Origin of the sequence: Subtercola sp. YIM 133946, assembly GCF_036553535.1 — a bacterium.
GTDB lineage: Bacteria > Actinomycetota > Actinomycetes > Actinomycetales > Microbacteriaceae > Subtercola.
This window is the reverse complement of sequence record NZ_JAZHPE010000008.1, coordinates 140,358-152,845: the sequence shown is the minus strand read 5'-3', so window position 1 is coordinate 152,845 and position 12,488 is coordinate 140,358. Positions and strand designations below refer to the sequence as shown.

Genomic DNA, 12,488 nt, shown 5'->3' with positions numbered 1-12,488 from the left:
TGAGGCTCTGATTGAATAGGTCGGCGTGCAGCGCCGATTGAGTAGGGCGCAGCCCGTATCGAACTCGCCCGAGCACCCAGCCCAGCGCCGATTGAGTAGGGCGCAGCCCGTATCGAAATCGCCCGAGCACCCAGCCGTCAGGCGAGGTGTTCGCCGAAGAACGCCTCGATGCGCTGCCAGGCGTCTGCCGCCGCCTCGGGGTTCGGGCCGGCGCCCAGGATGACCGCGGTGAGCGGCCTGATGGCGCGGGGGCCGGTCGGGGCGTCGTTCAAGAACGAGTGGCCCGCCCGCGCGTACTGCTTCACGTCGTGCGCAACGCCCTGGCGGGTGAGCTCTGCGGCCAGCTTCGCGGCGGCACCCCGCTGCGTGAGGTCGCGGGCGCCGTAGCTCGCCACGATGGGGCACGGATCGCTCAGCACCTTCTGCAGGTCGCGCGGCGGCGGCCCGTAGTTCACGCTCGCGGCATCGAAGCCGCGGCCCGAGGCCGCGACGAGGGCGAATGCCCCGCCCATGCAGAAGCCCAGGATGCCGATCTTTCCGGTGCAGTCGTCGCGCGCAGCGAGGTAGGCCCGGGCCGCCTCCACGTCGTGCCACGCCCGCCCCTCGCCGCTCGTGATGGCCTGGAACGTGGCCCGCACACAGTGCCGCAGGCCCCCATCGACGAAGAGGTCGGGCATCAGAACGAGATAACCCGCGCCGGCCAGCCGGTCGACCTGACGCCGCATGACATCGGTCATGCCGAACGCCTCGAACACCATGACCACCGCGGGCCAGGGGCCCTCGCCCTCGGGCACGGCCAGCACCCCGTAGAGGCCGGGGCTCATGCCGGGCAGGGCGGCGCCGCTCAGATCGACGTCGGTGACGGTGGTGGCGCTCATGCGTTACTCCCTCGTTCTGCTGTCGATCCTAGGCCGCAGCCGGCGTGTGGCGTGGCCGGTGACGGGCGGCGCGGCCGGCGGCGGCCGGTGGGGCGGTGACGGGCGGAGCGGCTGGCGGCGGCCGGCGAGGCGGTCACGGCCGGCGCGGCCGCGGGCGATCAGAGCGCGCGCAGCTTCTCCAGCAGCGGCTCGGCCACCGTGTCGAGAAACTCCTGCTGTCGTGCGTCGCCCACCTGCACGATGGCCACGTCGGTGAATCCCGCCTCGAGAAACGGCTTCACGCTCTCGGCCAGCTCGTCGAGGTCGGGCCCGCAGGCGATCGACTCGGCCACGTCGTCGGGCCGTACGAACTGGCTGGCGCCGGCGAAACCCGCGGGTGTCGGCAGGTCAGCGTTGACCGCCCAGCCGCCGGCGAACCAGCGGAACTGGTCGTGCGCCATCTCGATCGCCGACTGCTTGTCGGGGCCCCAGCAGATCGGAATCTGGCCGATCGACCGCGTCTCGGCCACCGGCTTGCGCACCGCGGCGGTCTCGCCACCGGCCACGCCCGAGTTGGCCACGGCGGCGGTGCGCTCGTCGGCGTCGCCCGAGCCGCTGCCGCCCGCCGAGTCGAGCGCCTCGTCGCGCGCCGCCTGCCAGGCCGACACGAGGTCGCCGTCGGGTTCGGTGGCGATGAGGTGGTCGCCGAGCGGGGCGAACCGGGCGATCGACTTGTCGCCCGAGACGGCGAGCCCGAGCGGCACTCCCTCGTCGGGCAGATCCCAGATGCGGGCCGAGTCGACGCGGAAGTACTCGCCCTCCCAGGTGACCAGCTCGCCGGTGTGCAGCGCCCGGATGATCTGCACCGCTTCTTCGAACATGTCCTGCCGGGCATCCACCATCGGCCAGCCCTCCCCCACAACGTGCTCGTTGAGGTTCTCGCCGGCGCCCAGCCCGAGAATGAAGCGCCCGTCGGCCAGCAGCTGCAGCGTGGCGGCCTTCTGGGCGACGACCGCCGGGTGGTACCGGATGCTCGGGCACGTCACATAGGTTGCGAGCTCCACCCGCGTGGTGGCCTGCGCTACCGCACCCAGTAGGGTCCAGGCATAGGGGGCGTGCCCCTGGCTGGTGAGCCAGGGCGAGTAGTGGTCGCTCGACACCTCGAAGTCGAAGCCGATGTTCTCGGCGGCGACGGCGTACTTCACGAGGTCTGTGGGGCCGCTCTGCTCGGTCATGAGGGTGTAGCCGAATCGAGTCACGAGGTTCTCCTGTGCTGGGGGTGCGGGTCACGCTTCGTACCCGTCAACGATCCCGCCGCCGCCCGATCGTGGTCAACCCGGCCGGGTGGCGGTTGCGCTCGTGCGGGGGCTCGGCTATGGGTGCGGTGGGCGGCGCTGCGAGGCGGTGCCGCACAAGCAGTGCGGCGAGGTCGCGAGGCAATCCGATCGCCGCGTTAATTCCGAATGAAGAGTGCGCGGGCGAAACGGTCGGCGCATCCTGCCCCCAGCCAAGCTCGGTAGACTCGAGGGCGTACAGAGCTGGGCACGACCATTGGGTGGTTTGAACTGAAGATCTTGAGCTACAACCTTCGCCGGCACGCGGCCACGGCCGAACTCGACAGGTTGGTTGAGCGATACCCCGTCGACGCCCTCACTCTGCAGGAGGGCGACGGTGTGCGCATGCCCACCGAGATCGGCGGCCTGAAACTGGCGAGCGCCACGTACAAGAGCGAGCTCGGCCTGGCCATCTACTACAACCCCGAGCGGTTTGCGGCCCACGATTCGCACGCCTTCGAGCTGCGCCGGGCCGTGCACGACCGCATGCTGCTGCCGGGCATCGAGCGCCTGCTCACCACGCACCTCGTCGACGTCGAGACGGGGCAGGATGTTCAGCTCGCCTCCTTCCACGCGTCGCCGCTCTCGGCCACGAACCTGCTGCGCCGCCGCCAGATCAGGGCCGCGCTCACCCACCTCGACACCCTCAGCCCCGATTCGCCCACCCTGATGGCGGGCGACTTCAACTATCCGGTGCTGCGCAACAAGCTCATCCGGCAGGTCGAGAAGGCCGGATATTCGCTGTCGCTCAGCGACGGGCCGACCTACTTCTATACGAAGTCGATCGCGTATCACTTCGACTTCCTCACCTCAAAGGGTCTCGACGTTCAACTCGTCGAGACGCTCCCGCAGGGGCTCAGCGACCACCGCCCCATCATGGTCACGGCCGAGATTCTCAAACGCGCCAAACTCGACACACCCGCGGTCTCGACCGACACGGCCCCGACCGACTCGGTCTTCAACGAGGTCGACTAGAGGCGCGGCCGGCGAGGTCGTACGCGGCGGTTTCGATGCGGCGCTGGGCGCCTACTCAACCAGCGGATTCAGGCGCACACGCGGGTTTCGATACGGCGCTGCGCGCCTACTCAACCAGCAGCCTCAGGCGCACACGCGGGTTTCGATACGGCGCTGCGCGCCTACTCAACCAACGGCCGCAGACGCACACGCGGGTTTCGATACGGCGCTGCGCGCCTACTCAACCAGCGGCCTCAGGCGCACACGCGGGTTTCGATACGGCGCTGGGCGCCTACTCAACCGGCGGAGGAACGTCCGCTGGTCGAGTAGCCGCCGGCGGCGGCGTATCGAGACCTCCGCCGTCAGTCCCGGCGCAGGATCTTGCCGGGGTTGAGGTTCTTGCCGGGGTCGACGGCGGTGAACATGCCCTGGATGAGGTCGGCGCCCGCGACCGAGATGTCTTGCTCTGTCCACTGCGAGTGCTCGACGCCCACGCTGTGGTGGTGCGACAGCGTCGCGCCCGAGTCGATGAACGCCTGCTGGATGGCCGACTTCACCACGTCGTACTGCGCCAGCGGGTCGACCCCGTCGTGCGTGAACGCGAACGTGAAGTAGAGGCACGCGCCGGAGTGCATCGAGTGCGACAGATGGCACATGATCCAGCCGTCGACGCCGATCTCGCCGTAGGCCTTGTTGGCCGCGGCGAAGACGTTGTCGTACAGCGGCTTGAGCTTCGACCACGGCGCGGCGGTCTCAGAGACGTCGGCCGCGGCACCGCGGTCGAGCAGGAAGTCGCGCAGGTAGGGCGTGTCGAACTTCTTCTGGTCGTACAGCGCACCCGGGCCCTTGCCCAGCGTGATCGCGCCGTGCTTCTTCAGGATGTCGCCGACGACCGACTTCTGGTGCGACACGTTCGCCGCTGAACCCTCGTAGCCGATGAACGACAGGCAGACCTCGTCGAGGTTCCAGCCGCGCTTCTGCAGGAACGCGAAGAGGGCCTTCTGCACCTGGCCGCTGATGCCGTGCGATGCCTTCGACGTCGAGAAGGAAAAGGCGGTCTCCCGGGCATCCGACACCCGCGTGATGGAGGGGGCGGCGTCGCTCTTGTTGATGTCGTGCATGGCGGCGAGGCCCGAATCCCAGTCGCGGAACAGGTAGCCGATGACCTCGCGCCGGGCCGGCAGCCTGTGCACCTGAACGGTGGCTTCGGTGATGACGCCGAGTCGCCCCTCGCTGCCGAGGATGGCTTCCCGCACGCTGGGCCCGTTGGCCGACGACGGAATCGGGCGCACGACGAGCACTTTGCCCGGCTGCACGACCCGCAGGCCCTTCGTGATCTCGGCGATGTCGCCGTACTTGTCGCTCTGCATGCCCGACGAGCGGGTGGCGATCCAGCCACCGAGCGTCGAGTAGGTGAAGCTGTCGGGCTGGTGACCCATGGTCCAGCCGCGCGCGTTCAGCTGCTCTTCCATGTCGGGGCCGAGCACGCCGGCCTGGATGACCGCGAGGCCCGAGTACTCGTCGATGTCGAGCACCCGCGACATGCGCCCCATGTCGAGCGAGATGACCGGGCGCGTCTCGGTGGGCATCGGCTCGAGCGAGCCGACGATGTTGCTGCCGCCGCCGAACGGGATGATCACGGCGTCGCTCGCGACCGCGAGGTCGACGATGCGCTGCACTGCGCTCTCATCGGCCGGATAGACCACCACGTCGGGAATGCGGGGCAGGATGCTCGCCCGCAACCTGATCAGGTCGCGGATGCTCTTGCCGTACGTGTGCACCACACGCTCTTCGTCGTCTTTTGTGGCGTACTCCGGCCCGACGATCGTCGTCAGGCCGTCGAACAGCTCATCGGGAGCCTGGCTGGCGGGCACGTCGAGCTCGTCGAACGAGATCGGCGGTACCGGCTCCTTCCACACATCGATGCCGACGGCATTCACAACGAACGGCGCGAACCCCGGCTTGTCTTCGTGGTGAAAACCCACACCCTCGACGCCCCAGCCCCACCATTTCATGTGCTTGACGTCGGTCATGCGGCTCCTTTTTCATTTGTGTCTGTGTCGGCGCCGGCACTGCCGACGCTCGGGTGATCGTGCACGTTGGTGCCGGCATCCGCCGCCTGCAGCGCCTTCTGCGTCAGGTGCAGTTCACGCACGGTCTTCTCGATGCGCTGGTTGAACTGCTCGACGGTCTCGCCTTCGCCGGCGACCAGGGGTTCGCCGAACGCCACGTAGACCGGCGGCCGGCCGGGAACGGGCCAGTTGCGGCCCCGCGGCATGGCCTCGGTGGCACCCACGAGCGCCATCGGGATGCACGGGATGCCCGCCTTGATGCAGAGCGCCGCGGCGCCGGCCTTGAACGGCGCGATGGTGCCGTCTTTCGAACGGGTGCCCTCGGGGAAGACCAGCAGCGGAACGCCGCGCTTCAGCAGCTTGCCGGTGAAGCCGTTCGACTTCGCATTAGCACTGCGGTCGACGGGGAAGGCGTTGAAAAACAGGGCGGTGAGGCCCTTGCGCCACCACACGTCGAAGAAGTAGTCGGCGGCGGCGGCCGCGGCGAGGTAGCGCGACAGGCGGCTGGGCATCGAGCCGAGGATGAGCGGGGCGTCGAGGTGACTGGAGTGGTTGGCCACCACGATGTAGGCCCCGCGAACCGGCTTCACCTTCTCGCGGCCGGTGATGTTCACATGCACCAGAGACCAGATGACGGGCTTCAGAATCAGGCGTTGTGCAACGAACCGGGCACCAGCCTGTGCCTTCGAGGTGTAACGATTGCCGAACTCCACCTGCCCAGCGTACTCAATCGACGCTGGGAACCGAAACGGCGCCGAAAAGCGCGCCCGCGGCGGTGACGGTACTATTTACGTCAGTGGGCCCGGCTCGATGAAATGCGCCCGGAGATGGCGCGGATGGTGCTGCGGGGCAGGTGCCGCGCGAACAGCATCAAGAACTTGAAACGAGCAGAAGGGATCGAGATGACCTTGCCCTTGGCGACGTCGGAGAGGCACTCGGCGACGAGTTCGTCGACGTCGATCCACAGGAATCCGGGAATCGACGACTCACGTATGCCTGCACGTTCATGGAACTCGGTGTGCACCCAGCCCGGGCAGAGGGCCGTGACCTGCACGCCGCTGCCCGCCAATTCGACCGCGAGGCCCTCGGTGTACGACGTCACCCACGCCTTGATTGCGGAGTAGCTGCCCATCGTGATGTACCCGGCAGTGCTCGAGATGTTGATGATCGTGCCCGTACCCCGAGACCGCATGCTGCGCCCGGCCGCGGCACCGAGCATGAGCACCGCGCGACCCATCACGTTCAGCGCCAGCTCGTGCGGTGTGGTGTCTTCGGCGAGCAGTGGCGTATGTATGCCGAAACCGGCATTGTTCACCAGAACGTCGATGGGGGCGTCGGCTCGGCCCAGGATGTCGGCGACCCGAACCACGTCGTCACGGTTCGCCAGGTCGGCCGAGACGGTCTCGACCTCGACGCCGAAGGCGTGGCGCAGGGAGGCGGCCGTCTCGTCGAGCCGGGCCTGGTCGCGGGCCACCAGCACGAGGTTGTCACCCCGCTCAGCGAACGTGCGAGCGAACGCAGCACCGATGCCCGAGGTGCCACCTGTAACAAGAGCCGTAACCATGGCAACCAAGATACGTCACCGCAGCGAACGACTACTGTGCAACAGGAGAAATCCCGGCGCAGACCGCGGTTCCACCGTTTCGACCGGCCTGGGAGGCCCCCGATGACCAACCCGAACAGCATCTCCGGTGTGCAGGGCGCGAGCGCCGCCGCCGACGGCGACTTCGACATCCGCGCCTACACCCGCACGGCTGCCGGCAGCCACGCCGACAGTCTTCCGCTCGAGGCGTTCGCCGAGCATCCACTCGCCGCCACCACGCTGCGGGCCATCGCCTACCTGCGCGACCTCGAGCGGTTCACCATGCACCACATGCGCGACGTGCTCGTCACGCCCTCGCACAAAGACGCCAGGCTCACCGCCTTTCTCGCCACCTGGGCGTACGAGAAGTTCTGGATCGCCGACGCGTTCGACCGCATTCTGGCGGCACACAGTTCGTTCGTGCCGGCGAAGAACCGCGCCCGGCTGAAGGTCGTGCGGTTCGCGCGCGAGTTCGTCGATCGGGTATCGCCGATCTTCACCGCCGTGCGCGCGAACCTCATCGGCGAAGACTTCATCTCGATCCACGTCACCCGCGGCTTCATCGACGAGCTGGTCAGCCGCGCCACGTACAGTCAGATCGTGCAGAAGGATTCGAACGCCGCGCTGGCCGAGATCCTCGGCGGCTTCCAGCAGCTGCGCGACCGTCATCTGCAGTTCTTCGAAGGCGAAACCCTGCGGCGACTGGAAGAATCGAGTTCGGCCCGCAGGCTCACCCGGTCGTCGCTCAGGCGCGCGTGGAGCCCGACCGGAACCACAGAGCAACCGACCCAGGAGACCCGTTTCATGATGACCTACCTGTTCAGCGATGCCGCTGGGCGAGCCGACGTCACGGCCGTAGACCGGGTCGTCGACTCGCTGCCCGGCCAGCGCGGCCTCGCTGTCATGAGCAAGGCCGCCCGGCGCTACGGCGTGAAGGTCACCGCGTGAGCCCGCGCACCGCCTCCAGCGACACGGCCCGCTCGGCCTTCTCGCCCCTCGAGGGCCAGCACATCATGCTCACCGGGGCCACCGGCTTCGTGGGCCAGGCCATTCTCGAGAAGCTGCTCGCCGACTACCCCTCCACCCGCGTCACGCTGCTGATCAGGCCGAAGGGTTCGCTCACCGGCCAGGCCCGGCTGAAGAGCCTGCTGCGCAAACCGGTCTTCTCGAAGTGGCGCGAACGCGTCGGCCAGGAGGAGGTCGACCGGGCCGCCGCCGAACGCATCACGGTGGTCGAGTCGACGATGGGCGACGTAGCGAGCCTGCCGTCAGACCTCGACGTGCTCATCCACAGCGCATCGACCGTCTCCTTCGACCCGCCCATCGACGAGGCCTTCAAGACCAACGTCGGCGGTGCCGTCGGCCTCTACGAGGCGCTGCTGCGTACCGGCTCAGACCCGCACGTGGTGCACGTGTCGACCGCGTACGTCGGCGGAATCCGCAAGGGCACCACGGTCGAGGCGTCGCTGAAGCACAGCGTCGACTGGCGGGTCGAGATGGCCGCGGCGGTCGCGGCACGCGCCCAGGTCGAGGCCTCCTCGCGGCGACCAGAGATCCTGCGCAAACTCATTGCCGAGGCGCGCACGCTGGTCGGCAAGGTCGGCCCGCAGGCCGTCGCGGCCGCGGCAGAAGAACGGCGCAACGAATGGGTGACCGCCCGCCTCGTCGACTACGGCCGGGTGCGCGCGCAGAGCCTCGGCTGGGCCGACGTCTACGCCCTCACCAAGTCGATGAGCGAACGTGTCGCCGAAGAGCTCTGGGCCGGCAACGGCCACCGCCTCTCTGTGGTGCGACCCGCCATCATCGAAAGCGCCCTGCGGCACCCCTACCCCGGCTGGATCGACGGCTTCAAGGTCGCCGACCCGCTGATCATCGCGTACGGCCGCGGCCTGCTGCCCGAGTTTCCCGGGCTGCCCGACAGCGTTCTCGACATCATCCCCGTCGACATCGTCGTCAACGCCACCCTCGCCGTGGCCGCCAACCCGGCCCCGCGCGACGAGCCCAAGTACTTCCACCTCTCCTCGGGCGGCCGCAACCCACTGACCTTCCGCGACATCTACGAGAACGTGCTCACCTACTTCAGGGCGAACCCGATTCCGGATGACCAGCGGGGCCACATCCGCGCACCGCTCTGGGCCTTCCCGGGCGCCCGCGCCATCGCCCGCAGCCTCAAGTTCGGCGAACGCACCAACGCGTACGCCCAGCGCGCCCTGCTGCGGCTGCCGTCGGGCAAGACGACCCGCAGCTGGCAGCGGCAGGTCTCGGCGCGCCAGACCGACCTCGAGATGCTGCGCGCGTACTCCGACCTGTACCAGAACTACACGCAGACCGAGATCATCTACGACGACAGCAAGACGGCCGAGCTGAACGACTCGCTGCCGACCGAGCAGCTGGAGAAGTTCGGCTTCGATGCCACCGACATCGACTGGGACCACTACCTGCAGCAGGTGCACTTTCCCGCGATCACCACTCTCATGCGCACGTTCAGCTCGCGCCCGCGGGCGAAGGCGCAGAAGGAGAAACCCCTGCCGCAGATCGAGAACGTGGCGGCGTTCTTCGACCTCGAGGGCACCGTTCTCGCCACGAACATCATCGAGCAGTACCTCTGGGTGCGGCTGGCGAGCGTCGACCGGTCGAAGTGGCCCGCCGAGCTGACCAACCTGTTCGGCTCGCTGCCCCGCTACATCGCGGCCGACCGTCGCGACCGCGGCGAATTCCTGCGCACGTTCCTGCGGCGCTACGAGGGTGTCGACGAGGCCGCCCTGCGGTCGCTCATCCACGACTCCATCGGCGACGTGCTGCTGCAGCGCGTTCGCCCCGAGGCCGTGCGCCAGATTCGCAAGCACCGCGAGGCCGGGCACCGCACCGTTCTCGTCACCGGCGCCATCGACGTGTTCACCGAGCCGTTCACCTCGCTCTTCGACGAGGTCGTGGCGAGCACCATGCATTCGAAAGACGGCGTGTGGACGGGCTACCTCTCGAAGCCGCCGCTGGTCGACGAGGCCAGGGCCGCGTGGCTGCGGCTTTACGCCGAGCGTGGGGGCATCGACCTGTCGAAGTCGTACGCCTACGGCGACAGTCACGCCGACCGCGCCTGGCTCGAGCTGGTGGGCAACCCGCAGGCGGTGAACCCCGACGCGGCGCTGTACCAGCACGCCACGGTGAAGCACTGGCGCATCCACCAGTGGAACGACCAGGCGCGCTCCAGGCTCGACACGATCAACGAACTGGTGCGCGGCGACATGGCGAGCACCACCCACGCCCCCGTTCCCGCCTCCGCAGCCCCAGCCGCCCTGCCGGCTCCCGCCGCCCCCGCCGCCCCGCAGGCTCCCGCCGCCCTGCCAGCCACGAAAGAGACAGACCATGAGTAGACCAGGCTTCGTTCTGAGCGTCGACGCGCAGACCCCGCCCCTCGTCGTATTCCAGGGCGAGAAGGTGCTGCTCGAGCGGCTGCCGGGCGGCTCGAGCGTGCTGTATCCGCCTGACGCCCTGCCGGGCATCCACCAGCTCGACGCCGAGATCTCGCACGCGCTGGCCCATCCGGTCGACAGCGAGCCCCTCGCGGCCCTGCTGCACCGTGACAGTCGCGTGACCATCGTCTTCGACGACCTCTCGCAGCCGATCACCTCTCGAACGGCTCCGGATGTTCGGCAGCGCGTCATCGAACGAGTGCTCGAACTGGCGGCAGCCGCCGGGGTCGACGACGTCGAGCTGATCGCCGCGACCGGGCTGCGCCGCCGCCTCACGCCCTACGACCTGCAGCGTGTGCTCGGCGAGCGCGTCTTCGCCTCGTTCTTTCCCGAGAGACTGCACAGCCACGACGCCGAAGACGGCGACCTGGTCTCGGTGGGCACCGCGCCAGACGGCACCCCCATCGAGATCAACGCCCGCGTGGTGTCGAGCGACCTGGTCGTCTCGGTGCGCCTCGCGACCGCCGTCGCCAACGAGGGTGCCGCGGCCGTGGCCACCAAGCTCGCGAGCGCTCGCACCGCCCGCGCCCTCACCTCGCCGCTCGTCACCGCGGCCGGCATGGGGCTCGGCACCGGAGCCGGCACCACGGCGTTCGACGGCCTCGTCGACACGATCGGTGACTCGGCGACCGTCTTCACGATCGACGTCACGCTGACGCCCGAGCCCACCGGGCCGGCCACCGCGTTCCTCAGCAAGCGCGAGCGCGAGTGGAGCATCGGCGACCGCGTGCTGTCGGCCGGAATCCAGGCGGCCACGAAGATCCTGCCCTCCCGCGCCAGGGTGGGCCTGTCGCAGGTGTCGGGCGTCGGCTACGGCGTCACGTCGGTTCTGGCGGGCAAGCCCAGCTCTGTGCATCCGCTCACCGAGACCTTCCTCGCCCAGCAGCAGGTCGGCCAGGTCGACGCGCCAGCCGATGTCGCCATCTTCGGCATTCCGAACCCGGCCGGCGTCGGCACCGCGCTGAACCCCGTGACCGCGGCCAGCCTCGGTCTCGGCCAGATCTTCAACGGGTCGACCGCCGAGCCCGTGGTGCGCGCCGGCGGAACCGCGATCTTCTACCACCCGCTGACACCGTGGTTCCACCCGCTCTACCACCCGGCCTACGTCGACTTCTTCGCCGACGCGCTCAGCGTGACGAGCGACCCGCGGGTGCTGTCGAGCGACTTCGAAGACCGGTTCGCGACCGACCCGTGGTACCGCCACCTCTACCAGACGAGTTACGCGCACCACGCACTGCATCCGTTCCACGCCTGGTATTCGGCGGCGCCGGCCATCGAGCACCTCGGCGAGGTCATCTTCGTCGGCGGCAACCTCGAGTCGACGAGGCGGCTCGGCTTCAAGGCCGCCAGCACGCTCAACGACGCGCTCGAGATGGCCTCCGACACCGTGGGCCTCGACCCCTCGATCACCTATGTGCACGGCGCACCGGTGAGCATCTCCGAGGTCAGCTGATGGCTGCGCCGACGCGGGCGGCCGTTCGACTGCTGGTGAACCCGGTGGTACGCGGGCGGGAGTACCTGGCCGAGCTGCCCGGTCCGTTCGTCTTCGTGGCGAACCATCCGAGCGAGTTGGATGCCCCGCTGGTGTCGCAGGTGCTATCGGGGCTGGTGCCGCGACTGGTCAGCGTGAGCGCGGCGCCTGCCACGGGCATCCGGGAGCGCGCGGAACGTTCGCTCGGGCTGAGGTCGGCGAGCACCCTGCGGGCGTTGCTGGAGCGCGGGGTGAGCGTTCTGCTCTTTCCCGAGAACCGGCGGGCCGACGACGGGTCGCTGCAGCCGTTCAATCTGGGGGCCGCCCAGCTGGGAATCCGGGCCGGCGTGCCGATCGTGCCCGTGACCATCGTCGGCAGCTACCGGGCGCTGCCGCCCTGGCGCCGGCTGCCCGAACCGTCGCGACCGCGGGTCGATGTGATCTTCGGGCGACCAATCCAGGTGACCTCCGGCTCCGAACCACGTGGACTGAACGAACAGATCGTCACCGCGATCACGCTCGGGCTGGCCGAGGCGAGACAGGGCTGGTACGGAGCGCTGAGGGCGGAGGCCGACGGAACGCTCGGCGACGCCGGAGCCACCGTGGCCGATGGCGTCGATGCGGCACGGTGGCGGCGGGTCTGGAAGGCGACGCAGCCCGACACCACTCCGCGGCGAACGGTTTGGGTGAAGTAGACAACGGTTCGGCGGACTGAGCAGGGTTTCGGGCCTGCAAACGTTACATCCCA

10 protein-coding genes are annotated in these 12,488 nt (G+C 68.8%); 5 read left to right on the top strand and 5 right to left on the bottom strand.

The genetic code is table 11. The features are described 5' to 3' along the window. Positions 1-137: 137 nt before the first annotated feature. Together V3W46_RS02165 and V3W46_RS02160 are read right to left on the bottom strand one after the other, a co-directional pair. The gene (locus V3W46_RS02165) at positions 138-878 is read right to left on the bottom strand and encodes a dienelactone hydrolase family protein (protein ID WP_331781441.1); all 741 of its coding nucleotides are present in this window, start codon (positions 876-878) and stop codon (positions 138-140) included. Between the two features lie 158 nt (positions 879-1,036). After that, the gene (locus V3W46_RS02160; protein WP_331781440.1) at positions 1,037-2,116 is read right to left on the bottom strand and encodes a TIGR03557 family F420-dependent LLM class oxidoreductase; all 1,080 of its coding nucleotides are present in this window, start codon (positions 2,114-2,116) and stop codon (positions 1,037-1,039) included. 315 nt (positions 2,117-2,431) lie between these two features. On the opposite strand from V3W46_RS02160, the gene V3W46_RS02155 reads away from it, so the two are divergent. Next, complete coding sequence (locus V3W46_RS02155; protein WP_331781439.1) at positions 2,432-3,166, top strand: endonuclease/exonuclease/phosphatase family protein; 735 nt, start codon at positions 2,432-2,434, stop codon at positions 3,164-3,166. Positions 3,167-3,507: 341 nt separating this feature from the next. Here the strand turns inward: V3W46_RS02155 and V3W46_RS02150 are convergent, their stop codons facing one another. The 3 genes from V3W46_RS02150 to V3W46_RS02140 form a co-directional block, all read right to left on the bottom strand. After that, the gene (locus V3W46_RS02150) at positions 3,508-5,178 is read right to left on the bottom strand and encodes an FAD-binding oxidoreductase (protein ID WP_331781438.1); all 1,671 of its coding nucleotides are present in this window, start codon (positions 5,176-5,178) and stop codon (positions 3,508-3,510) included. Beyond that, positions 5,175-5,930 (bottom strand): lysophospholipid acyltransferase family protein, encoded by a 756-nt coding sequence (locus V3W46_RS02145; protein WP_331781437.1) that lies wholly within the window; start codon positions 5,928-5,930, stop codon positions 5,175-5,177. Before V3W46_RS02145 ends, V3W46_RS02150 begins: the two co-directional genes overlap by 4 nt. An 80-nt stretch (positions 5,931-6,010) precedes the next feature. Then, a complete protein-coding gene (locus V3W46_RS02140) occupies positions 6,011-6,781 on the bottom strand; it encodes an SDR family NAD(P)-dependent oxidoreductase (protein ID WP_331781436.1) in 771 nt (256 codons plus the stop codon). A gap of 102 nt (positions 6,782-6,883) precedes the next feature. On the opposite strand from V3W46_RS02140, the gene V3W46_RS02135 reads away from it, so the two are divergent. The 4 genes from V3W46_RS02135 to V3W46_RS02120 are packed head-to-tail and all read left to right on the top strand — an operon-like array spanning position 6,884 to position 12,435. Beyond that, positions 6,884-7,747, top strand: a complete 864-nt coding sequence (locus tag V3W46_RS02135) for a hypothetical protein (protein ID WP_331781435.1) — start codon at positions 6,884-6,886, stop codon at positions 7,745-7,747. Further along, a complete protein-coding gene (locus V3W46_RS02130) occupies positions 7,744-10,170 on the top strand; it encodes an HAD-IB family phosphatase (protein ID WP_331781434.1) in 2,427 nt (808 codons plus the stop codon). Before V3W46_RS02135 ends, V3W46_RS02130 begins: the two co-directional genes overlap by 4 nt. Then, the gene (locus V3W46_RS02125) at positions 10,163-11,722 is read left to right on the top strand and encodes a lactate racemase domain-containing protein (RefSeq protein ID WP_331781433.1); all 1,560 of its coding nucleotides are present in this window, start codon (positions 10,163-10,165) and stop codon (positions 11,720-11,722) included. The genes V3W46_RS02130 and V3W46_RS02125 overlap by 8 nt, the downstream gene beginning before the upstream one ends. Next, complete coding sequence (locus tag V3W46_RS02120) at positions 11,722-12,435, top strand: lysophospholipid acyltransferase family protein (RefSeq protein WP_331781432.1); 714 nt, start codon at positions 11,722-11,724, stop codon at positions 12,433-12,435. The genes V3W46_RS02125 and V3W46_RS02120 overlap by 1 nt, the downstream gene beginning before the upstream one ends. The last annotated feature ends 53 nt before the right edge of the window (positions 12,436-12,488 follow it).